A 21,202-nucleotide genomic window follows, 5' to 3' on the forward strand; every position below is an offset into this window, starting at 1 on the left:
AACTCTCACTTACTGTATTTGTCGCCACATGATACGACGGCTGCCACCGCCGCCCTTTTCCACCAAGGTAGTGATGTTACCGCTGGAATCGTTAAAAATTTTGCGTGTTGCGCCGTTGACGATGGCGTTCAGGGTCGGAATGCCACCGGTAAATATCACACCACTGGAAATCGTGTCGCTGCTGTCAACCACTCCATCCCCGTTGGTATCGAACACCGCATAGCTGAGCATCTTACCGCTGAACGCATCGAGCTCGGCCACTTTGCCGGTTCCGAAACTGGAACAGGGATCGGTGGTATCGACGCTGGCGGTGGTGAAGACGATTCGCCCAAGCACCAGACTGGCCTGATTGATCACGCGCTCACCGATCAGCGCGTTGTTATACACCAAGGGCAAGTACCAGCCCTTCTCTCCTGGATAGGTCGTGTCGTTCTGCGTCGTTGTCACAAACTGCCCGCTACTGCCGGAGAACACGCCAGTAACCGCCTGCGCCTGCAAACTGCTGACGGTGAGCTGCCCGGAACCGCCATCGGCATCCCACACCGAATAGAACGCCTGCAAATCCTTGTTGGTCTTGTCAGCCGTCTCGTTGAATTTACCGGTACCGACGAAAATCTGTTTGCCGCCAAGCGCGTTGTCCGCCAGCAGCGGTTGCGCGGTGATCGGTTGAGTCGCCCCACCCGCCGTCGTGAACAGCGGCTTGCCGGAAAATGCCACGCCCCAGCTATCCGTCGATGTCGCGCTCAGATCGAATTTCCACAGACGCCCTTTCAAGTCGCCGCCATAAGCGGCCTGCACCACGTTCGAAGAATTGACCTTGAGTTTTACCGACGACAAGCCATTGGTGGTTTCCGTGCTGTCGATGACGATTTTCTTGATCAGCGAACCATCACGTACGTCCAGCACATACAACGCTGCCACGCCGGAGTTGCTGCCGTAGCCATTGGCAATGAAAGCCGCCCAGCGACCATCGGCCAAGCGTGCCACTTCCGGGCGTGCGTAGGCATAACCCAGATCATTGAAAGCGTTGGCGGTGCTTGCAGTCGCCGGCGCACTGACCTCCCACAACGCACGCAAAACGTTACCCGCCGAAGCGTCGAACAGTTGCAGCGCGTAGAACGTCTTGCCTCCGGCACCGGTTCCGCCGATGGCCAGGGTTTTCCATGCGCTATTGAGCTGGGCGTCATACACGCCGACCTGGCCGTCGACCAGAAACTTGTGGCTGACACCGTTGATGTAGTTCGGATCGGCAATCAGCCGCAGCGACGGCAATACGCTGGACGGCATGTAGGCGTAACGTCGAGTGCCGTTGGCCGAGTTGATGACGTTGACGAAACCGTCGTTGGCGTTCACCACCAGACTGGCATTCATGTTTGCCGCTTTGGTGGTCAGGTAAGCGGTGTACGTGGTGTCGCCCGACAGATCGGAGGCTGTCTTGTCCGTCGGTGAGGCCAGCACCAACGGCGAGTTGATGATGTCGCCGAGCAACACGCTACGCACTTTGAGCCCGGTCTTGTTGGTGCCTTTGCTCCACTCCAGCAGATCACTGCCGGAGATGCCGGTGGGCAGGCCTTGGCTGAGTGTCGTTTGCTGGGGCGCGGAGAAATTACCGTAGGCCAGGGCAACGGCGGCGTTGCTTGTAGTGTTCCACGACTGATAGGTCGGTGCGGTCGCACTCGGTACGATAGTGGTGTCAGTGGTCCAGAGCACCGCAGAGGTATTCACCGCTCCGGATGCATTGAAGCCGAAGGACTTGATCGTACCGCGCCAATCCTTGGGGTCGTAACTGGTCTGAAAGTAACTGGTGCCGCTCGCCAGTGTGGTGCCGCTGGTGACACCACTACCGCCGGAACCGGCCTTGGAGGTGATATCACTCAGGGCCGACGACAACGCGGCGTTGAGCCCGGTGCTGTCAGTCGCCTGGTAATACCTGCCCTGCCCGTAACTGGCCGCGTCCGACAGCATGTCATTGTCGGCGGTGAAGCCCACGGTATAGGTGTTCATATTCTGCTTGGGAAAATCCACCGCGTTCCAACTCTTGCCCGCCGCGTCGGTACCGGTCGAGCGCATGTCGATATCGAAGGCGAACTTGGCGATGTCATCCAGATACAACGTATCCCCTTCTTTGTCGCCAAAGAGGTTGTTGCCGTCATTGCTGACACCGTCCCAGTTCGGTAACCGACTGCCGCCCAATGGGTCGTTACTCGGAAAGGTTCGGTCGAAGGTCGGCAAGCCATCGGTTATCACCACGCCATAATTTTTCTGGCAGCGGTACTGGATCGGACTGGTGTAGGTCGCGGGCGTGCTGTTGTAGTACGGCGCCATGCCGCGCATGTAGCGGGTGATTTCATAGTAGGTTTCTGCCAACGGGGTGTTGGCCACGGCACTCAAACCATTGATCGATGAGATCAGCGCGTTGTAGTTGGTGTCTGCCTGCGCCTGCGTGACGCTCCCGGACACCGGCGCCAAGTCGCTGATCGAGCGGGCGATATAACCGCCATTACCAGAGTCGTTGTTGGTGACTGGGTTGAAAGTCGACAGGCCAATACGCAAAGTGCGATTGCTGGTGACCAGCGCCGTCGACACGTTACGCGCGACGTTGATTCGGTAGTCGTTGGGAATCGCCCCTGTGGTGAAATCGCGCGTGCCATTGTTGATGGCCAGACTGACGACGTAGGAAATGTAATCGCCTGTATATCGCGTGTTGCCGCCACCCACAGGGTCCGGCAGTTTCAGACACAGTGGCGCGACACTGTTGTTGTAAAACGCGTACGCGCCACCCGAACACCCGGAGGTCGGAAGGCTTGATAAAAACACAGGATCGCCTGTGATCGTTGGCGCGTTCAGAGGGGTGCATAACCCGAGAAACGCGTTACATTGCCGGGCCGGCGTGCGATCAACCGTCGGATCGAATCCGGACGCATAAATGATGCTGTTCATACTCCCCGAATCGTCGATCAGCAGCATGACGTTGGGTGGTACCGCCGCCGCACTCAACAGCGGTGAATCGGAAGGCGTAAATGCGTAGGCCGGCGACGCCAGATACAAGCTCAGCAACAGGCCTAGCAACAGCGATCCACACCGCTCAATACTTCGCATAGACACTCTCCACCACACTGCGCGAAGTGCCGGCAATACCAACGGCGGTGACCCGATACAACGTCGCCGAAGTGTTACTCGGTACGTTCACTGCCGTGAGCGTGGTGCCAATATTCTGCACACCATAGAAACCATTACCGGAAGCGATCCAAGTCACACCCGAAGTTGAATTCAGCCCCGCCGCACTGACCACCGAAGATTCCGCGGGCGGTGCGCATTGCGTCGTGCCGCTGCACACCGCCAAGGTGTAGGTATCAAGCTGAACCGCACTCTCCCCGACCCGCAACGCCGCCTCGGCCGTTTGAAACGACTGATTACGCAGACTCACGCTGCCGGCCATTTTTTCCTGCAGGTTGGCACTCTGCATCGACGACAGGCCTATCAACGTCAGCAACAACAAAAACACCAGACTGACCAGCAGCGCCATGCCACGTTGTGCTTGCCGGTCATGAAGAGAAATCCGCATCGCCACGGTCCTCACGGCAAGCGGTTGCGCAAAGCGGCAACCACGTTGAAGGTTTGCGTGGCGACCCGGCTGTTGGGGTCGGTGAGGGTCAGGCTCAGGCGCACACTGCGAATGCGTGCCGGGTCACTGGGGTTGGCGCTGTATGTCGAGGCCGCCACATCCGTCGCCGAACTGGCCAGACCAAACGTCACGTTGAAAGCACTAACGTTGTTCACCAGCACCTGCTGGGTCGGTGTGCCGCTGCCGGTGCCCATGAGAATCTGGTTGTTGCTGAAGCTGTAGATCAGACGTCGGATCGGGAAGGCGATCTGCCCGCTCGCCGCCGCTCGTAACCCCGTATACGCCGTGGCGCTGTTGCGGCAATCGGAAACCACCGTCCAGGTCGGCGTGCCGCCGCCGCTGCCAATATCGGCGGTCACCAGCGTCAGTTTCAGGTTGGCGTTATCCCAGTTGATCGGCGCTATCTGCGACGCATTGAAATCCCCCGCCGAACTGGAGTCCGTAATCGTGCCGAGACATCCGAACATCCCGACCATGCGAATTTCCTGAATCATTTTGCTCAGCACAAAACGCGCGTCTTCCTGCATCGCCGCGGCGCTGTTCTGGCTGACGTAGGTGTTTTTCGCCGCGATGAAAATCTGCACCACACCCAGCACCACGATGAGGCCCAGTGCCAGGGCGATGAGCAATTCGATCAGGCCGAAACCACGTTGATGGCGCCTCATGGTGTGGCCACCGGATCGACTGCGGCGCGACTGCTCAGGACAAAACTGCGTTGAGCGCTGGCGGTGTTGGCTGCCCGCGCATCGCTCCAGTTGATGGTGATGGTGTAAACGCGCTGATTGAGGCTGATGCTACCGGTGGCCGTCGGCCCGCCGAAATTGCTGATATTGGTGGAGAAGTCGTAGAGGTCTTGATCGCGGGCAACGCTCAGATTGCCCGAGGTCGGCGGTGTGACAGTGTAGTCAGCGCCGGAGTTGGCGCGGATGCGGTCCATCATGTCGTAGGCGATGAAACTGGCCTGACTGGTCATCCGTGAGCTGTCGGTGTACTTCAGCGCATTCAGTTGCACGGCCGCCGCGCCCAGCAACCCGACCGTCAGTATCAGCAACGCGACCAGCACCTCGATCAGCGTCATGCCCTGCTGTGCGTGTTGACTCCCTACCCTCATCCGCAAGTTCCACCCAATTGAATTCGTCCGTTCAAACACACGTTCAGCGTCCTGCTTTGCGTTCCCAACGTGTAACTGATGGTCACCGCCGTCGACGGCGCTGCCAGACCACCGAGGTTATTGAAATCCAGTGCGGTCACTCCTGAGGGTAGCGTCAGAGTTGCGCCACTGCTCATCGCGGGAACAACCCGCAACACATTGGCCGAAGTGCCAGTACTGTCGTAAACCGACAACTCACCGGTCCAGACGCTGCCACCAGCGGTTGGACGCAAGCGCAGCGTCGTACCACGGTCGATGGCCTCGAGCCTGGCGAAATTGATCGCCCGCTGCAGGTCGCCCATTTCGGTGTCGGCCTTGCTGCCCTGAACCGAACGGGTGAATGCCGGCACCGCCAGGGTGATCAGAATCACGAAGATCGCGATCGCAACCAACAACTCGATCAGCGTGAAACCTTTTGTACGAAGATCCATCGATGCCCTCCGTTGCCGTCGGCTATACCTGCTTCTACACGCTAGAACATTCAACCGGCCCGCGTCGGTTGATTTGCCCTGCCCGGCGCACGGAGCGCGCCGTTCATCACACTCCACGGAGGGATTTTTCATGCCGCAACAGGGTTTCAGCCTGATAGAACTGCTTATGGGACTGGCGATTGGCGCAATTGTTCTGCTGCTGGTCAGTCCGGCGTTTGCCGCGCTCAAAGAATCGAACCATCGGGATCAAGCGGCGCAATCGCTGCTCGATGGCCTTCGCAACGCCCGCACACTGGCCATCACGCGCAATCAGAGCGTGGTGATTCATGGCATCAACGGCGACTGGAGTCAGGGCTGGCGGATCATTCTGGATATCAGCGGCAAGGGGCAGAAAGACAGCAACAATCCACTGCTACAAGAAAGTGTGAGCGACACGCAGGTGCCAATTGTCGGCAATTGGTCGGTGAGTCGTTACGTACGTTTCAGCAGTCTGGGGCAACCGCTGATGCCCGGGCGGGCATTTCAGGCAGGGACATTACATGTCTGCTCGGCTCGCGAGCCGGTCAGCCAGCGTCAGATAGTACTGGCGGCGACCGGCCGTGTACGCCTGAACGGCCAAGAGACTGAGCAGGCGCTGTGCCACAAAAACCAGCGTGTCAGATCGAACGCACGCGCAGCTCTTTAGGCATCGAGAACGTGATGTTCTCTTCGCGACCGGCCAGCTCATCGGCACCGGTGGCACCCCAAGCCTGCAGTTGCTGAATCACGCCACGCACCAGTACTTCCGGCGCGGAGGCACCGGCGGTGATGCCGATACGCTCAACGCCATCGAACCAGCTCTTTTGCAGGTCTTCCGCGCCGTCAATCAGGTAGGCCGGTGTGGCCATGCGCTCAGCAAGCTCACGCAGACGGTTGGAGTTGGAGCTGTTCGGGCTGCCAACTACCAGCACCACGTCGCACTCGTCGGCCAGTTGCTTGACCGCGTCCTGACGGTTTTGCGTGGCGTAGCAGATGTCGTCCTTGCGCGGACCGCCGATGGCCGGGAAGCGCGTGCGCAATGCATCGATGACGCGACTGGTGTCGTCCATCGACAGCGTGGTCTGGGTCACGAAAGCCAGTTTATCCGGGTTCTGCACCTGCAACTCGGCGACGTCATTCTCGTCTTCGACGAGGTAAATCGCGCCGCCATTGCTGCCGTCGTACTGACCCATGGTGCCTTCGACTTCCGGGTGTCCGGCGTGGCCGATCAGAATGCACTCACGGCCATCGCGGCTGTATTTAGCCACCTCAATGTGCACCTTGGTCACCAGAGGGCAGGTGGCGTCGAACACTTTCAGGCCACGGCCGGCGGCTTCGGTGCGTACGGCCTGGGATACGCCGTGAGCACTGAAGATCACGATAACGTCGTCCGGCACCTGATCCAGCTCTTCGACGAAGATCGCCCCGCGGCTGCGCAGGTCTTCCACGACGAACTTGTTGTGCACTACTTCGTGACGCACGTAGATCGGCGGCCCGAAGACTTCCAGGGCGCGGTTGACGATTTCGATCGCCCGGTCCACGCCAGCGCAGAAGCCACGGGGGTTGGCGAGTTTGATTTGCATGCTGTGCCTCGTGTCTTGCGCGCGAAAACAATGAAAAACCACTGTAGGAGCGAGCTTACTCGCGAAGGGGGCGTCACCTTCAACATCTCTGTTAGCTGACACACCGGTTTCGCGAGCAAGCTCGCTCCCACATTTGACCTTATACAGTCAGTTACAGCGCTTTAACGTTGATGATTTCCACGTCAAAGGTCAGCGTCTTGCCCGACAGCGGGTGGTTGAAGTCGATGGTCACTTGCGTGTCGTCGAACTCTTTCACCACACCCGGCAGCTCAGTATTGGCCGCGTCATTGAAGATCACCAGCAAACCCGGTGACAACTCCATATCGACGAACTGCGAACGCGGAATGATCTGTACGTTCTGCGGGTTCGGCTGACCGAAGGCGTTTTCCGGCTCGACGGTCAGCGTGCGCTTGTCGCCGGCCTTGAAGCCGAACAGCGCCGCTTCGAAACCCGGCAGCAGGTTGCCGTCGCCGACCTTGAAGGTCGCCGGGGCTTTGTCGAACGTACTGTCGACGGTGTCGCCGTTCTCCAGGCGCAATGCAAAGTGCAAGGTGACTTCCGTGTTCTGGCCGATGCGTTGCTCAGCCAATACCTGTTCAGTCATGAACGGCTTCTCCGGTCTTTTTACTTTTGAACATATCCAGTGCCAGCATCACCGCACCAACAGTGATGGCGCTGTCGGCGAAGTTGAACGCCGGGAAGTACCAGCGGTTCTGCCAGTGCACCAGAATGAAATCGATCACATGGCCCAAGGCAATGCGGTCATACAGATTGCCCAGCGCGCCACCCAGCACCAGCGCCAAAGCGACGGCCAGCCAGGTTTCGTTGCGGCCCAGGCGCTTGAGCCAGACCACCAGCACCGCACTGACCACAATCGCGATCAGGGCGAACAACCAGCGCTGCCAGCCGGAGCTGTCCGCCAGGAAGCTGAACGCCGCGCCGGTGTTGTAAGCCAGGGTCCAGCTGAAGTAATCAGGAATGATCACGATCTGCTGGAACATTTCGAGCTTGCCTTCGAAGTAGAACTTGCTGGCCTGGTCGATGACCAGAACCAGCAAACTCAACCACAGCCAGCTCAACCGTCCAAAACGGCCAACGGCATTAGGCATAGTGACGAACCTCGCCAGCGCCGCTGATGTTGTCGACGCAACGACCGCAGATTTCCGGATGCTCCGGATTCACACCGACGTCTTCACGGCAGTGCCAGCAACGGGCGCATTTCGGGAAGGCCGATTTGACGATCTTCAGCTTCAGGCCGCTGACTTCAGTCACTACTGCATCGGCCGGAGCCTGTACGAACGGCGCAACGCTGGCTGTCGAAGTGATCAATACAAAGCGCAGTTCGTTGCTCAGCTTGGCCAGATCGGCGCTCAGGGCGTCTTCGGCGTACAGCGTCACTTCGGCTTGCAGGTTGCCACCGACAGCTTTCGCTGCGCGCTGGATCTCCATTTCTTTGTTGACCGCTACTTTGACCGCCATCACGCGTTCCCAGTAGTCGCGGCCCAGTTCAACGTCGGCCGGCAGTTCGGTCAGACCTTCGTACCAGGTGTTGAGCATGACCGATTCGTTACGCTCGCCCGGCAGGTATTCCCACAGTTCGTCGGCGGTGAAGGCGAGGATCGGCGCGATCCAGCGCACCAGCGCTTCGGAGATGTGGAACAGCGCGGTTTGCGCCGAGCGGCGGGCCTTGCTGTTGGCGCCAGTGGTGTACTGACGGTCCTTGATGATGTCGAGGTAGAAACCGCCCAGCTCCTGCACGCAGAAGTTGTGGATCTTCGAGTAAACGTTCCAGAAACGGTATTCGCCGTAGTGCTCTTGCAGCTCACGTTGCAGCAGCAAGGTGCGGTCGACCGCCCAACGATCCAGCGCGAGCATTTCTTCAGCCGGCAGGATGTCGGTAGCCGGGTTGAAACCGCTCAGGTTCGAAAGCAGGAAGCGCGCGGTGTTTCGGATACGACGATAAGCGTCCGCACTGCGTTGCAGGATCTGATCGGAAACCGCCATTTCACCGGAGTAGTCAGTCGAAGCAACCCACAGACGCATGATGTCGGCGCCCAGAGTGTCGTTGACTTTCTGCGGCGCGATCACGTTACCCAGCGACTTGGACATCTTGCGGCCGGCTTCGTCGACGGTGAAACCGTGGGTCAGCAGTTCGCGGTACGGCGCGTGGTTGTCGATGGCGCAACCGGTCAGCAGCGACGAGTGGAACCAGCCACGGTGTTGGTCGGAACCTTCCAGGTACAGGTCGGCACGCGGGCCGCTCTCGTGACCCATCGGGTGCGAACCGCGCAGGACGTGCCAGTGCGTGGTGCCCGAATCGAACCAGACGTCGAGGGTGTCGCTGATCTTGTCGTACAGCGGCGCTTCGTCGCCGAGCAACTCGGCAGCGTCCATCTTGAACCAGGCTTCGATACCTTCGACTTCAACGCGCTTGGCCACTTCTTCCATCAGCTCGACGGTGCGTGGGTGCAGTTCGCCGCTTTCCTTGTTGAGGAAGAACGGGATCGGCACGCCCCAGTTGCGCTGACGCGAGATGCACCAGTCCGGACGGTTGGCGATCATCGAGTGCAGACGCGCCTGGCCCCAGGCCGGAACGAATTTGGTGTCTTCGATGGCTTTGAGCGAGCGCACACGCAGGGTGTCACCGCTGGTTGGCTCTTTGTCCATGCCGATGAACCACTGCGCGGTGGCGCGGTAGATCAGCGGGGTCTTGTGGCGCCAGCAGTGCATGTAGCTGTGTTCGATGACAGTAGTATGCAGCAGCGCACCGACTTCGGTCAGTTTGTCGACGATGGCCGGGTTGGCCTTCCAGATGAACTGGCCGCCGAAGAATTCCAGCGACGGCACGTACACGCCGTTGCTCTGCACTGGATTAAGGATGTCGTCGTTAACCATGCCGTACTTCTTGCAGGTCACGAAGTCATCCACGCCGTAGGCCGGAGCGGAGTGAACCACGCCGGTACCAGCGCCCAGTTCGACGTAGTCAGCCAGATACACCGGCGACAGACGGTCATAGAACGGATGACGGAAGTTGATCAGTTCCAGCTGTTTACCGGTGGTGGTGGCGATGACCGAGCCTTCGACGCCATAGCGCGTCAGGCAGGCTTCGACCAGCTCTTCAGCCAGTACCAGCAGCTTGTCGCCGATGTCGACCAACGCGTAGTTGAATTCCGGGTGAACGTTGAGCGCCTGGTTGGCCGGGATGGTCCACGGGGTGGTGGTCCAGATCACGATCGAGGCAGGTTTGCCCAGCGACGGCAGACCGAACGCGGCAGCCAGTTGGGCTTCGTCAGCGATCGGGAAGGCGACGTCGATGGTCGAGGACTTTTTGGTCTCGTACTCGACTTCCGCTTCAGCCAGGGCCGAACCGCAGTCGAAGCACCAGTTCACAGGCTTGAGGCCCTTGAACACGAAACCGCCCTTGACGATTTCAGCGAGGGCGCGAATTTCACCAGCCTCGTTCTTGAAATCCATGGTCTTGTACGGGTTGGCCCAATCGCCCAGCACGCCGAGACGGATGAATTCGGACTTCTGCCCTTCGATCTGCTCGGTGGCGTAGGCACGGCACAGTTCGCGGGTCTTGTCCGCGCCCAGATTCTTGCCGTGGGTCACTTCAACCTTGTGCTCGATCGGCAGGCCGTGGCAGTCCCAACCCGGAACGTACGGCGCGTCGAAGCCCGACAGGGTCTTCGAGCGGATGATCATGTCCTTGAGAATCTTGTTCAGTGCGTGACCGATGTGGATCGTGCCGTTGGCATACGGAGGACCGTCGTGCAGAACGAACTTCGGACGATCCTTGCCAATCTCGCGCAACTTTCCGTACAGGCCAATACTGTCCCAGCGCTGCAGGATCTGCGGTTCGCGCTGTGGCAGGCCGGCCTTCATTGGGAAGGCGGTGTCCGGAAGGTTAAGCGTGGCTTTATAGTCGGTCATTTAAGGCTCTTCATTAGCGATGGGCGCTAGGTGCGGCTAGTGCACGGGCGGTGGCGACATCCGCATTGATCGCCGTTTTCAATGCCTCCAGGGAGGCGAAGCGCTGCTCTTCACGCAGCTTTTGGTGGAAAACCACCGTCAAACGCCGGTCATACAGATCGCCGGCAAAATCTAGAAGATGGACTTCAAGGTGGGCCTTGCCATCACCTTGTACCGTGGGTCGTACGCCGATATTGGCGACACCGGGCCAGGTCTTGCCGTCGATATCGACATTCACCAGGTACACACCTGTGAACGGCACGCGACGACGTTTGAGTTGAATGTTGGCAGTGGGCGTACCCAGTTGCCGGGCCAGTTTCTGGCCATGCAGCACGCGACCGGCAATGCGGTACGGGCGACCGAGCAAACGTTCGGCCAGGGCAAAATCGGCGGCAGCCAATGCATTACGCACCTGCGTACTGCTGACGCGAATGCCGTCCAGCTCGACGGTTTGCGCGGCTTCGACGGTAAAACCGTGCATCTGCCCGGCCTGCAGCAGGAAGTCGAAATCGCCGAGGCGGTCGCAACCGAAGCGGAAGTCGTCACCGACTTCCAGATGCTGCACGCCGAGACCATCAACGAGGATGGTGTCGACGAACTCGCTGGCGCTGAGCTTGCTCAAGCGCTGGTTGAACGCCAGGCACAACACCCGGTCGACGCCTTCGGCAGCCAGCAATTGCAGCTTGTCGCGCAAGCGGGCCAGACGCGCCGGCGCGGTCTCGGGGGCAAAGAATTCCCGTGGCTGCGGCTCGAAAATCACCACGCAGCTGGGTACGCCCAACTCGAGCGCACGCTCACGCAGTCGGGCCAGGATAGCCTGGTGACCACGGTGAACACCGTCAAAGTTGCCAATAGTGGCGACGCAGCCCCGATGCTGGGGGCGCAAGTTGTGGAGGCCTCGAACCAGCTGCATAACGCGCTTCTTGCTCATAAAGTGGTCGATTATAACCACACCCGACGGTCGACGACAGGCAACACCGTAACGCAAAGTGAACGAGCCGACAAAACTGCCGGCCCGCGCCTGTTTATAAAGGGTAAAACCTTAACTCAAGGCCTTGCGATTGAAGTCGCGCAAACGGAAACCAAGCAGCAGCAACATACCGAAATAGGCGACCACGCCCGCCGCGACCAATGCGCCCAGACGCAGGAAGCGCTCAAGCATGTGCCCTTGGTCCCACGCCGGCATGAAATGCATGCCAACCAGTAACACCGCCGACATCACCGCCACCGCGACCACAAGCTTGAAGGCGAACTTGGCCCAACCCGGTTGCGGCTGATACATCTGCTGCTTGCGCAGTTGATAGAACAGCAACCCGGCATTCAGGCAGGCACCGGCGCTGATCGCCAAGGCCAGACCGGCATGAGCCAGCGGGCCGATCAACATCAAGTTGAACAACTGCGTGCACACCAGAGTGAATATTGCGATTTTCACCGGGGTACGGATGTTCTGCTGCGCATAGAAGCCCGGCGCCAGCACCTTGATCACGATAATCCCGAGCAGACCGACAGAATAGGCAATCAGTGCGCGCTGAGTCATTTCAGCGTCGAAACCACTGAATTGACCGTACTGGAACAGCGAAACAGTCAGAGGCTCAGCGAGAATTCCCAGCGCCAGCGCACAGGGCAGCACCAGCACAAAGCACAGACGCAGGCCCCAATCGAGAATCCGCGAATATTCGTGGCGATCCTTGCTCGCGTAGGTTTTTGCCAGCGTCGGCAGCAAAATTGTCCCCAATGCCACGCCAAGCACACCGGATGGCAATTCCATCAAGCGGTCGGCGTAATACATCCACGACACCGAACCCGCGACCAGAAATGAGGCGAAAATCGTGTTGATGATCAGCGAAATCTGGCTGACCGAGACACCGAGAATCGCCGGCAGCATCTGCTTCATCACGCGCCAGACACCGGTATCACGCAGATTCAGACGCGGCAGCACCAGCATGCCGATCTTTTTCAGGTGCGGCAGTTGATAGAGCAACTGCGCCAGACCGCCGACCAAGACCGCCCAACCCAATGCCATGACCGGCGGATCGAAGTACGGCGTGAGGAACAGCGAAAACACAATCATGCTGACGTTGAGCAACGTTGGCACAAAGGCCGGCACTGAGAAACGGTTCCAGGTATTGAGGATCGCCCCGGCCAGCGATGACAGGGATATCAGCAATATATAAGGGAAGGTCACCCGCAACAGATCGGAGGTGAGCTGGAATTTTTCCGGCGTATCGGTAAAACCGGGCGCGGTGGCCCAGATCACCCAAGGCGCGGCGATCATGCCCAGCGCAGTGACAACCGCCAGCACCAACGTCAGCAAGCCCGATACGTAGGCAATGAACGTGCGCGTCGCCTCTTCGCCCTGCTGGCTTTTGTATTCGGCCAGAATCGGCACGAATGCCTGCGAGAAAGCGCCCTCGGCGAAGATCCGCCGCAGCAGATTGGGCAGTTTGAAGGCAATAAAGAAGGCATCCGTCGCCATCCCGGCGCCGAATGTACGGGCAATCAGCGTGTCACGAACAAAGCCCAGTATCCGGGAAAGCATCGTGATAGAGCTGACGGCGGCCAACGATTTGAGCAGATTCATTGAGGGAATTTGTGCCTGTCGATAAACAGCAGGCGAACAAAGCGCCTACTTGTGCGATACTCCGCGCCGCAGCAGCACAGAGCCAAAGCTCGCGAGTTTACAGGTCAAGCGCCGGAAATAAATATCCCGCCTCTTTATACCTACCACTTAGCGGAACGTTTCAAGTGCCCTTGACAAGACTTCAACTCATCGGCATGATTCGCGGCCTATTTTGTTTGCTATTTCCTAAAAAGTCTTTCGAGGAGCTCGACGGTGGCCAACTCACCTTCCGCCAAAAAACGTGCAAAACAGGCTGAGAAGCGTCGCAGCCACAACGCCAGCCTGCGTTCCATGGTTCGCACCTACATCAAGAATGTAGTTAAAGCCATCGACGCAAAAGACGCTGAAAAAGCTCAAGCTGCATACGTTCTGGCTGTGCCAGTTATCGACCGTATGGCCGATAAAGGCATCATCCACAAGAACAAGGCGGCTCGCCATAAGAGCCGCCTGAATGGCCACGTCAAAGCGCTGAAAGAAGCTGCTTAATCCGACGTAGTCATTAAAAAACCGACCTTAGGGTCGGTTTTTTATTGCCTGTGATTTAGCAAATCCAGCGCAAAAAAAAATGTAGGAGTGAGCCTGCTCCGGGCGGCGTTCCGACGATGGCGGCGTGTCAGTCAGCAAATACATATCTGACTAGCCGCTATCGTCGGAACGCCGCCCGGAGCAGGCTCACTCCTACAGTGGTTTTGCGGTGTTATTGCTGGACGGGTACCCACGGCAGGATCGGGATCGCGGTCACGGCATTCTGCGGACTGCCTTCGATCAAGCGATCGCTGTAGACCAGATACACCAGCGTATTGCGCTTCTTGTCCAGGAATCGCACCACCTGCATGGTCTTGAATACCAGCGAAGTGCGCTCCTTGAACACCTCATCGCCATCCTTCAGATCACCTTTGAACTTGATCGGGCCGACCTGACGGCAAGCGATCGACGCTTCTGCGCGATCTTCAGCCAGACCCAGACCACCCTTCACACCGCCCGTCTTGGCGCGCGACAGGTAGCAGGTCACCCCCTCAACTTTCGGATCATCGAAAGCCTCGACCACAATGCGGTCGTTCGGACCGACAAACTTGAACACCGTCGACACCTGACCGATTTCCTCGGCCGAGGCCAGCAATGGCATCGCCATCAGCAAGCCCAACAATCCTTTCGCTAAACGCATCGAATTTTCCTTAGACCAGAATCAGGTTGTCACGGTGAACCAGTTCAGGCTCCGCCATGTAACCGAGCAAACCGACAATCGCATCCGACGACTGACCGATGATTTTTTGTGCTTCCAGCGCACTGTAGTTAGCCAGGCCACGAGCAATCTCACGACCATCGGGCGCCACGCAGACGACCATCTCGCCGCGACGGAAACTGCCCTGCACCAACTTCACACCTACCGGCAGCAAACTTTTATTGCCCTTGGACAACGCCGACACTGCCCCCTCATCCAACACCAACGTGCCACGAGTCTGCAGATGCCCGGCCAGCCATTGCTTGCGCGCCGCGAGCATGCCGCGCTCAGGCGACAGCAACGTGCCGATGCGCTCACCCGCCTTCAGGCGATCAAGCACGCGCTCAAGACGCCCACCGACAATGATGGTGTGCGCACCGGAACGCGCAGCCAGTCGGGCCGCTCGCAACTTGGTCTGCATACCGCCACGCCCCAGCGCACCGCCCGTACCACCCGCTACCGCATCGAGACTCGGATCATCGGCGCGCGCTTCGTAAATCAGCTGCGCCTCGGGATTATTGCGCGGATCGGCGTCAAACATGCCATCGCGGTCGGTCAGGATCACCAGCAAATCCGCCTCGACCAGGTTAGCCACCAGCGCCGCCAGGGTGTCGTTGTCGCCAAAGCGGATTTCGTCGGTGACCACGGTGTCGTTTTCGTTGATCACCGGGATGACTTTCAGGTCGACCAATGCGCGCAAAGTGCTGCGGGCGTTGAGGTAGCGCTTGCGGTCGGACAAATCGTCGTGAGTCAGGAGAATCTGCGCAGTGTGCCGGCCATGCTCGGCGAAACTCGATTCCCACGCCTGCACCAGACCCATCTGACCAATCGCAGCGGCTGCCTGGAGCTCGTGCATCGCACTGGGTCGTGCGGTCCAGCCCAAACGACTCATGCCGGCCGCTACCGCCCCGGAGGACACCAGCACCAACTCGACGCCAGCCTCATGCAAGGCCACCATCTGCTCCACCCAGACACTCATTGCCGCGCGATCCAGCCCTTTGCCATCAGCTGTCAGCAAAGCGCTGCCGATCTTCACGACCCAACGCTGCGCACCTGTCACCTTGCTCCGCATCATCTTCAACCTTAGCTTGAGGGCAACGCGACCCAGCGCCGCCCATGACGTTATTTGTGACTTGCGATTTCCAGATACTAAAACGCCGCTCGATTGAGCGGCGCTTAAGTTTACTGCAACGAATCAGTCACGCACGTAAATGATTTCCGGACCGTCTTCGTCATCCACATCTTCTTCGTCCCAATCATCGTCGCCGATGTCATGGACCGACTTCACGCCGCTGCGACGCAGGGCACGCTTGTCATCCAGCGCCTGCAGTTGCGCGCGCGCTTCGTCTTCGATGCGCTGATCGAGATCGGCCAGCTCTTCCTTGTAAGCCGGGTCATTGGCCAAGCGATCGGCACGATCTTCCATGTAACGCATGATGTCGTGACACAGACGCTCGGTACCGATCTTGGCGATCGCCGAGATCACATAGACCGGACCGGTCCACTCGAGGCGATCAACGATTTCCTTGACGCGCTCTTCGTGCTCTTCTTCAAGGATCTGGTCGCACTTGTTCAGCACCAGCCAGCGATCACGCTCGGCCAGGGACGGGCTGAACTTGATCAGTTCGTTGACGATCACTTCAGCGGCATCCGGCGCGCTGGAATCATCCAGCGGCGCCATGTCGACGAGGTGCAGCAACAGACGCGTACGCGCCAAGTGCTTGAGGAAGCGAATGCCCAGGCCAGCACCGTCGGAAGCGCCTTCGATCAGACCCGGAATATCGGCAATGACGAAGCTCTTCCAGCGATCGACGCTGACCACACCCAGGTTCGGCACCAGCGTGGTGAACGGATAGTCAGCCACTTTCGGCTTGGCGGCCGAGACCGAACGGATAAAGGTACTTTTACCGGCGTTCGGCAAGCCCAGCAGACCGACGTCAGCCAGTACTTTCATTTCCAGTTTCAGGTCGCGCTGCTCACCCGGCTTACCCGGTGTGGTCTGACGCGGCGCCCGGTTGGTACTGGATTTGAAACGGGTGTTACCCAGACCGTGCCAACCACCCTGCACTACCATCAGTTTCTGGCCAGCCTTGGTCAGGTCGCCAATCACTTCCTGAGTAGCAGAGTCGATCACCGTGGTGCCGACCGGCACGCGCAGGATCAGGTCTTCGCCCTTCTTGCCGGTGCAGTCGGTGCTGCCGCCATTGGAGCCACGCTCGGCATCGAAGTGCCGGGTGTAACGGTAGTCGACCAGGGTGTTGAGGTTTTCGTCAGCCATCATGTAGATGGAACCGCCGTCACCGCCATCACCGCCGTTCGGGCCACCGTTTTCGATGAATTTTTCCCGACGGAAACTCATGGCGCCATTGCCGCCGTCACCAGCCTTTACGCGAATCGATACTTCATCAACAAACTTCATAACCAACGCCTCTCGCCGTACGGACGAGCCGAAAAACAATCAAGACATAAGACTCTTGCAAAAATGAGCGCAGCGACCCCAAAACACGACCTGCATCGCACGCCGACAGCCCATACAAACAGTTTTGCAAGAGACTCACCCCACAAACGAAAAAGCCCCGTCGCGAGACAGGGCTTTTCCAGCGATCGCGCAATTAAGCTGCGACAACGCTCACGTAACGGCGGTTGAACGCGCCTTTTACTTCAAACTTGATCACGCCTTCGATTTTCGCGAAGAGGGTGTGATCCTTACCCATGCCAACGCCGTAGCCAGCGTGGAATTGGGTGCCGCGCTGACGCACGATGATGTTGCCCGGAATGATTTTCTGGCCGCCATACATCTTAACGCCAAGGCGTTTGGCTTCTGAGTCGCGACCGTTACGGGTACTACCACCAGCTTTTTTGTGTGCCATGAGTCAATTCTCCTAGTGAGGAATTAGGCTGAAATTAAGCCTGAATACCGGTGATTTTGATCTCGGTGTACCACTGGCGGTGGCCCATACGCTTCATGTGGTGCTTACGGCGACGGAACTTGATGATGCGGACTTTATCGTGACGACCTTGGGAGATCACTTCAGCCACAACGGTAGCGCCAGCAACAACTGGAGCGCCGATATTCACGTCGTCGCCATTGGCAACCAACAGAACGCGATCAAAGGTAACGGATTCGCCGGTAGCGATTTCCAGTTTTTCGATCTTCAGGTATTCACCCGGGGCGACTTTGTACTGCTTGCCGCCAGTAACGATTACTGCATAAGACATGGTATTTCTCCGATAATCCTGCTCACCCAGCTCTTTATAAGAAGAGGTATTGGCTGGCATGGCTGCATAAGGCTGGAAGGCCCGTTGCAATTGCGTAAGGCAGGTGCTGCCCAGGAAGTTCAGGGTGCGCGATTGTACGCAAGGTGCCGCAGGCTTGCAAGTAGCCGTCTATCGCGCCTTGACAGGTCTGGATGGGGGTCCTAGCATGCCGCGCAACCCTTCTGGAGCGACTCTCGCTGATGCAACCCCAAGCTTTCTACCGCGCGGTGGCGGACGATTTTAGCGCCGTCGACGGCATCATCAAGAAGCAGCTGACTTCCCGAGTACCGCTGGTATCGAAAATCGGCGATTACATTACCTCGGCCGGCGGCAAACGTCTGCGTCCTTTATTAGTGTTGCTCTGTGGCAAGGCCCTGGGTCGCGAAGGCGACGACATGCGCCTTTTGGCCGCCACCATCGAATTCCTGCACACCGCCACCCTGCTGCATGACGACGTGGTCGACATGTCCGGCATGCGCCGTGGCCGTTCTACCGCCAACGCCATGTGGGGCAACGCCCCGAGCGTGCTGGTCGGCGATTTCCTGTACTCGCGCTCGTTCGAAATGATGGTCGAACTGGGCTCGATGCCGGTGATGAAGATCCTGTCCCAGGCCACGCGCATCATCGCTGAAGGCGAAGTACTACAACTGTCCAAGGTGCGCGACGCCAGCACCACTGAAGAAACCTATATGGAAGTCATCCGCGGCAAGACCGCGATGCTCTTCGAAGCTTCGACCCACAGCGCCGCTGCATTGGCCGGTGCTACCGCTGAGCAGAGCGAAGCCCTGCGCACCTTCGGTGATCACCTCGGCGTGGCGTTCCAACTGGTCGACGACCTGCTCGACTACAAGGGCGACGCCGAAACCCTGGGCAAGAACGTCGGTGACGATCTGGCCGAAGGCAAGCCGACCCTGCCGCTGATCTACACCATGCGTGAAGGTACGGCTGAACAGGCTGCACTGGTGCGTCAGGCGATCCAGAAAGGCGGGATCGAAGACCTGGAAAGCATCCGCATTGCCGTGGAAGCCTCCGGTTCGCTTGAGTACACCGCGCAACTGGCCCGCGATTACGTGGCCCGTGCGATCAAGTGCCTCGATGCCCTGCCGGCCAGCGAATACCGCGATGCGCTGGTTGAACTGAGCGAGTTTGCGGTCGCCCGTACGCACTGATACAGCCCACTGTGGGAGCGAGCCTGCTCGCGAAAGCAATCTGCCAATCGACATCAATGTTGACTGACACACCGCTTTCGCGAGCAGGCTCGCTCCCACAGTTGTTTCTGCGCTATGCCCTCCCTCGCGTAAAACCCTATACAATGTGCGACTTTTAGCGATCCATACCCAAGGAGCCTTAGTGAGCACGTTGCCACCCTGCCCGAAATGCAATTCCGAATACACCTACGAAGACGGTACCCAACTGGTGTGCCCGGAGTGCGCCCACGAGTGGTCCGCCAGCGGCGAAGCCGAAGTGGCGTCTGATGATGCCGTGAAGAAAGACTCGGTCGGCAACGTCCTGCAGGACGGCGACACCATCACCGTGATCAAGGATCTGAAGGTCAAGGGCACTTCGCTGGTGGTCAAGGTCGGCACCAAGGTCAAGAACATCCGTCTGTGCGATGGCGACCACGATATCGACTGCAAGATCGACGGTATCGGCCCGATGAAACTCAAATCCGAGTTCGTCAGAAAGGTCTGATTCCGTTGTCATCCATCCCGCGCCAGGCGTGGGATGGAGCTTCGCCCTCCCCGCTCTACCCCAGCAAAACCGCGCAATAGCCAAACGCCAGCCGTTTTGACCTTACGCAATCTTTACCCGGAAAATTTCAGAATCCGCCAATAGACGCTTGCTATTTGATGAATAAGAATTATTCTCATTGAAACCCTTCAAGGAGATGAGAACCATGACTTATTTGATCGACGCGTGGCTGGATCGCCCACACCCTTACCTCAGAATCCTCCATCGGGAGACAGGTGAAGTCTGTGCGGTGCTTGAAGAAGAAGCCTTGCATGAACTGCAGGATCAAGGGGATCTGGACGTCAGCAGCCTAAATTCCAGCGAACCATTGGTGCTCAAGGAGCTGGTGCGCAATCTGTTCCTGTTCTGCTATGCCCGGGCCTTGCGCCCGACCAGTGAACTGCATCACAAGATAGAACTATGAGCAGTAATACAAAACCTGTGGGAGAGAGCCTGCTCGCGAAGGCTTCAACTCGAATCTCAAGTTAGATCCAGTCGCCTGCATTCGCGAGCAAGCTCGCTCCCACAAAGGTCTTACAGAACGTCCAGCAGCTCGACGTCGAATACCAGAACGCTATGCGGCGGGATGCTGCCAACGCCTTGAGCGCCGTAAGCCAGTTCGCTCGGCACGTACAGACGCCATTTGCTGCCGGCATTCATCAGTTGCAGGGCTTCGGTCCAGCCAGCGATCACGCCGCCAACCGGGAATTCTGCAGGCTGGCCACGCTCGTAGGAGCTGTCGAACACAGTGCCGTCGATCAGTGTGCCGTGGTAGTGAGTACGGACCTGGTCTTCACGGGTAGGCTTGGCGCCTTCGCCCTGAGTCAGCACTTCGAATTGCAGGCCGGAAGCCAGGGTGGTGATGCCGTCACGCTTGGCGTTTTCAGCCAGGAAAGCCAGGCCTTCGCCAGCAGCGGCTTCAGCTTTGGCAGCGGCTTCGGCTTGCATGATTTCGCGGATAACCTTGAAGCTGGCGGACATTTCTTCCTGGCCAACACGGCTTTCCTTGCCGGCGAAAGCGTCGGTCAGACCGGCCAGGATCGCGTCCAGGCTAACGCCCGGTGGCGGGTTGTCGCGCAGCTGGTCGCCCAGTTGACGGCCGATGCCGTAGCTGACGCGGGTTTCGTCGGTGGACAGATTTACTTCGGACATGACACTGCTCCGCTGTGCGGACGGCCACAAGACTTGCCGTGCGAGCACAGCGCGTCCCGGCGCGCCCGGAACCAAAAGGGCGAGCAGACTAGCACAGATGCCCGGCGATGGGGCGCAAGGCCTACAGGGCTGAACGCCAGGCGAGCGGCACCTTCAGGCATTCATCGATACTGCCGCCCAGGCCGCACATTTCGTCATGCACCGAGGTGTGGACAAGATTGAAGGGCAGCACCGGAAACGCATGCAGCAGATCCCGCGCATGCTCCACTGATCGCAGGGTCAGCATCTTGCCTTTGGGATCACTCAACGGATATGCCGCCCCGTGCATCCGCGCTTCGAGCAGATAAATCCCGCCCTCCATGGAGATCAGGTTCAACTCATCGACCTTCCTGGCGATGGCAAACGCATTCAGCTCTTGCAGGTTCATGAACGCACCTCAC

23 protein-coding genes are annotated in these 21,202 nt (G+C 58.7%); 5 read left to right on the plus strand and 18 right to left on the minus strand.

Annotated elements, in window-relative coordinates:
* Positions 1 to 9: 9 nt before the first annotated feature.
* From CLU80_RS08945 to CLU80_RS08965, 5 genes are read right to left on the minus strand one after another with little or no spacing between them, the layout of a single operon-like run.
* Positions 10 to 3,099: a pilus assembly protein gene (locus tag CLU80_RS08945; RefSeq protein ID WP_099757219.1), complete on the minus strand. Its 3,090-nt coding sequence runs from the start codon at positions 3,097 to 3,099 to the stop codon at positions 10 to 12.
* Positions 3,086 to 3,565: a pilus assembly PilX family protein gene (locus tag CLU80_RS08950; RefSeq protein WP_099757220.1), complete on the minus strand. Its 480-nt coding sequence runs from the start codon at positions 3,563 to 3,565 to the stop codon at positions 3,086 to 3,088. The genes CLU80_RS08945 and CLU80_RS08950 overlap by 14 nt, the downstream gene beginning before the upstream one ends.
* A gap of 11 nt (positions 3,566 to 3,576) precedes the next feature.
* Positions 3,577 to 4,290, minus strand: coding sequence for a PilW family protein (locus CLU80_RS08955; RefSeq protein ID WP_099757221.1), 714 nt, complete (start codon positions 4,288 to 4,290; stop codon positions 3,577 to 3,579).
* Complete coding sequence (gene pilV, locus CLU80_RS08960) at positions 4,287 to 4,736, minus strand: type IV pilus modification protein PilV (RefSeq protein WP_093434821.1); 450 nt, start codon at positions 4,734 to 4,736, stop codon at positions 4,287 to 4,289. The genes CLU80_RS08955 and pilV overlap by 4 nt, the downstream gene beginning before the upstream one ends.
* Entirely contained in the window at positions 4,733 to 5,206 is a 474-nt protein-coding gene (locus CLU80_RS08965) for a GspH/FimT family pseudopilin (RefSeq protein WP_099757222.1), read from the minus strand. Before CLU80_RS08965 ends, pilV begins: the two co-directional genes overlap by 4 nt.
* Before the next feature lie 130 nt (positions 5,207 to 5,336).
* Between CLU80_RS08965 and CLU80_RS08970 the strand changes: the two genes are divergently transcribed.
* Entirely contained in the window at positions 5,337 to 5,891 is a 555-nt protein-coding gene (locus CLU80_RS08970) for a GspH/FimT family pseudopilin (protein ID WP_099757223.1), read from the plus strand.
* Here the strand turns inward: CLU80_RS08970 and ispH are convergent.
* The 6 genes from ispH to murJ form a co-directional block, all read right to left on the minus strand.
* Entirely contained in the window at positions 5,863 to 6,807 is a 945-nt protein-coding gene (ispH, locus tag CLU80_RS08975) for a 4-hydroxy-3-methylbut-2-enyl diphosphate reductase (RefSeq protein WP_093434814.1), read from the minus strand. The two genes, CLU80_RS08970 and ispH, sit on opposite strands and share 29 nt — an antisense overlap.
* 151 nt (positions 6,808 to 6,958) lie before the next feature.
* Complete coding sequence (gene fkpB, locus CLU80_RS08985) at positions 6,959 to 7,396, minus strand: FKBP-type peptidyl-prolyl cis-trans isomerase (protein WP_175559621.1); 438 nt, start codon at positions 7,394 to 7,396, stop codon at positions 6,959 to 6,961.
* A 7-nt stretch (positions 7,397 to 7,403) separates the two neighbouring features.
* The gene (gene lspA / locus CLU80_RS08990) at positions 7,404 to 7,916 is read right to left on the minus strand and encodes a signal peptidase II (RefSeq protein ID WP_007909836.1); all 513 of its coding nucleotides are present in this window, start codon (positions 7,914 to 7,916) and stop codon (positions 7,404 to 7,406) included.
* On the minus strand, positions 7,909 to 10,740 hold the full coding sequence (gene ileS / locus CLU80_RS08995; RefSeq protein ID WP_093434808.1) for an isoleucine--tRNA ligase: 2,832 nt from the start codon (positions 10,738 to 10,740) through the stop codon (positions 7,909 to 7,911). The genes lspA and ileS overlap by 8 nt, the downstream gene beginning before the upstream one ends.
* Before the next feature lie 13 nt (positions 10,741 to 10,753).
* Complete coding sequence (gene ribF / locus CLU80_RS09000) at positions 10,754 to 11,692, minus strand: bifunctional riboflavin kinase/FAD synthetase (protein WP_174244482.1); 939 nt, start codon at positions 11,690 to 11,692, stop codon at positions 10,754 to 10,756.
* 129 nt (positions 11,693 to 11,821) lie between these two features.
* Positions 11,822 to 13,360: a murein biosynthesis integral membrane protein MurJ gene (gene murJ, locus CLU80_RS09005; protein ID WP_099757224.1), complete on the minus strand. Its 1,539-nt coding sequence runs from the start codon at positions 13,358 to 13,360 to the stop codon at positions 11,822 to 11,824.
* A 252-nt stretch (positions 13,361 to 13,612) separates the two neighbouring features.
* On the opposite strand from murJ, the gene rpsT reads away from it, so the two are divergent.
* Complete coding sequence (gene rpsT, locus CLU80_RS09015; protein ID WP_003228351.1) at positions 13,613 to 13,885, plus strand: 30S ribosomal protein S20; 273 nt, start codon at positions 13,613 to 13,615, stop codon at positions 13,883 to 13,885.
* 211 nt (positions 13,886 to 14,096) lie between these two features.
* On the opposite strand, the gene CLU80_RS09020 is transcribed toward rpsT, so the two are convergent.
* The 5 genes from CLU80_RS09020 to rplU all read right to left on the minus strand — a co-directional run bounded on the left by CLU80_RS09020 (position 14,097) and on the right by rplU (position 17,840).
* Positions 14,097 to 14,564: a CreA family protein gene (locus CLU80_RS09020; RefSeq protein ID WP_007909822.1), complete on the minus strand. Its 468-nt coding sequence runs from the start codon at positions 14,562 to 14,564 to the stop codon at positions 14,097 to 14,099.
* Between the two features lie 10 nt (positions 14,565 to 14,574).
* On the minus strand, positions 14,575 to 15,693 hold the full coding sequence (proB, locus tag CLU80_RS09025; protein WP_099757225.1) for a glutamate 5-kinase: 1,119 nt from the start codon (positions 15,691 to 15,693) through the stop codon (positions 14,575 to 14,577).
* A 123-nt stretch (positions 15,694 to 15,816) separates the two neighbouring features.
* A complete protein-coding gene (gene cgtA / locus CLU80_RS09030) occupies positions 15,817 to 17,040 on the minus strand; it encodes an Obg family GTPase CgtA (RefSeq protein WP_093434800.1) in 1,224 nt (407 codons plus the stop codon).
* A 193-nt stretch (positions 17,041 to 17,233) separates the two neighbouring features.
* A complete protein-coding gene (gene rpmA / locus CLU80_RS09035; protein ID WP_003176049.1) occupies positions 17,234 to 17,491 on the minus strand; it encodes a 50S ribosomal protein L27 in 258 nt (85 codons plus the stop codon).
* A gap of 34 nt (positions 17,492 to 17,525) precedes the next feature.
* Positions 17,526 to 17,840: a 50S ribosomal protein L21 gene (gene rplU / locus CLU80_RS09040; protein WP_003176051.1), complete on the minus strand. Its 315-nt coding sequence runs from the start codon at positions 17,838 to 17,840 to the stop codon at positions 17,526 to 17,528.
* A 239-nt stretch (positions 17,841 to 18,079) separates the two neighbouring features.
* On the opposite strand from rplU, the gene CLU80_RS09045 reads away from it, so the two are divergent.
* From CLU80_RS09045 to CLU80_RS09055, 3 genes are all read left to right on the plus strand, one after another.
* On the plus strand, positions 18,080 to 19,048 hold the full coding sequence (locus tag CLU80_RS09045; RefSeq protein ID WP_093434797.1) for a polyprenyl synthetase family protein: 969 nt from the start codon (positions 18,080 to 18,082) through the stop codon (positions 19,046 to 19,048).
* A gap of 181 nt (positions 19,049 to 19,229) precedes the next feature.
* Positions 19,230 to 19,571: a zinc ribbon domain-containing protein YjdM gene (locus tag CLU80_RS09050; protein ID WP_016986200.1), complete on the plus strand. Its 342-nt coding sequence runs from the start codon at positions 19,230 to 19,232 to the stop codon at positions 19,569 to 19,571.
* A gap of 205 nt (positions 19,572 to 19,776) precedes the next feature.
* Positions 19,777 to 20,034, plus strand: coding sequence for a PA4570 family protein (locus tag CLU80_RS09055; protein WP_034153845.1), 258 nt, complete (start codon positions 19,777 to 19,779; stop codon positions 20,032 to 20,034).
* Positions 20,035 to 20,144: 110 nt separating this feature from the next.
* On the opposite strand, the gene bamJ is transcribed toward CLU80_RS09055, so the two are convergent.
* Together bamJ and CLU80_RS09065 are read right to left on the minus strand one after the other, a co-directional pair.
* Entirely contained in the window at positions 20,145 to 20,762 is a 618-nt protein-coding gene (bamJ, locus tag CLU80_RS09060) for a BamJ family beta-barrel-assembly machinery protein (protein ID WP_008078561.1), read from the minus strand.
* A gap of 121 nt (positions 20,763 to 20,883) precedes the next feature.
* The gene (locus CLU80_RS09065; protein WP_093434795.1) at positions 20,884 to 21,189 is read right to left on the minus strand and encodes a DUF6482 family protein; all 306 of its coding nucleotides are present in this window, start codon (positions 21,187 to 21,189) and stop codon (positions 20,884 to 20,886) included.
* Positions 21,190 to 21,202: the final 13 nt, after the last annotated feature.

It is taken from the genome of Pseudomonas sp. 29 (assembly GCF_002754355.1).
Classification (GTDB): Bacteria; Pseudomonadota; Gammaproteobacteria; order Pseudomonadales; family Pseudomonadaceae; genus Aquipseudomonas; species Aquipseudomonas neuropathica.

Coding starts and splice junctions, on each gene's coding strand:
- CLU80_RS08945 (WP_099757219.1), bottom strand. CDS start 3,099: ATGCGAAGTATTGAGCGGTGTGGATCGCTGTTGCTAGGCCTGTTGCTG.
- CLU80_RS08950 (WP_099757220.1), bottom strand. CDS start 3,565: ATGCGGATTTCTCTTCATGACCGGCAAGCACAACGTGGCATGGCGCTG.
- CLU80_RS08955 (WP_099757221.1), bottom strand. CDS start 4,290: ATGAGGCGCCATCAACGTGGTTTCGGCCTGATCGAATTGCTCATCGCC.
- pilV (WP_093434821.1), bottom strand. CDS start 4,736: ATGAGGGTAGGGAGTCAACACGCACAGCAGGGCATGACGCTGATCGAG.
- CLU80_RS08965 (WP_099757222.1), bottom strand. CDS start 5,206: ATGGATCTTCGTACAAAAGGTTTCACGCTGATCGAGTTGTTGGTTGCG.
- CLU80_RS08970 (WP_099757223.1), top strand. CDS start 5,337: ATGCCGCAACAGGGTTTCAGCCTGATAGAACTGCTTATGGGACTGGCG.
- ispH (WP_093434814.1), bottom strand. CDS start 6,807: ATGCAAATCAAACTCGCCAACCCCCGTGGCTTCTGCGCTGGCGTGGAC.
- lspA (WP_007909836.1), bottom strand. CDS start 7,916: ATGCCTAATGCCGTTGGCCGTTTTGGACGGTTGAGCTGGCTGTGGTTG.
- ileS (WP_093434808.1), bottom strand. CDS start 10,740: ATGACCGACTATAAAGCCACGCTTAACCTTCCGGACACCGCCTTCCCA.
- ribF (WP_174244482.1), bottom strand. CDS start 11,692: ATGCAGCTGGTTCGAGGCCTCCACAACTTGCGCCCCCAGCATCGGGGC.
- murJ (WP_099757224.1), bottom strand. CDS start 13,360: ATGAATCTGCTCAAATCGTTGGCCGCCGTCAGCTCTATCACGATGCTT.
- CLU80_RS09020 (WP_007909822.1), bottom strand. CDS start 14,564: ATGCGTTTAGCGAAAGGATTGTTGGGCTTGCTGATGGCGATGCCATTG.
- proB (WP_099757225.1), bottom strand. CDS start 15,693: ATGCGGAGCAAGGTGACAGGTGCGCAGCGTTGGGTCGTGAAGATCGGC.
- cgtA (WP_093434800.1), bottom strand. CDS start 17,040: ATGAAGTTTGTTGATGAAGTATCGATTCGCGTAAAGGCTGGTGACGGC.
- rpmA (WP_003176049.1), bottom strand. CDS start 17,491: ATGGCACACAAAAAAGCTGGTGGTAGTACCCGTAACGGTCGCGACTCA.
- rplU (WP_003176051.1), bottom strand. CDS start 17,840: ATGTCTTATGCAGTAATCGTTACTGGCGGCAAGCAGTACAAAGTCGCC.
- CLU80_RS09045 (WP_093434797.1), top strand. CDS start 18,080: ATGCAACCCCAAGCTTTCTACCGCGCGGTGGCGGACGATTTTAGCGCC.
- CLU80_RS09055 (WP_034153845.1), top strand. CDS start 19,777: ATGACTTATTTGATCGACGCGTGGCTGGATCGCCCACACCCTTACCTC.
- bamJ (WP_008078561.1), bottom strand. CDS start 20,762: ATGTCCGAAGTAAATCTGTCCACCGACGAAACCCGCGTCAGCTACGGC.
- CLU80_RS09065 (WP_093434795.1), bottom strand. CDS start 21,189: ATGAACCTGCAAGAGCTGAATGCGTTTGCCATCGCCAGGAAGGTCGAT.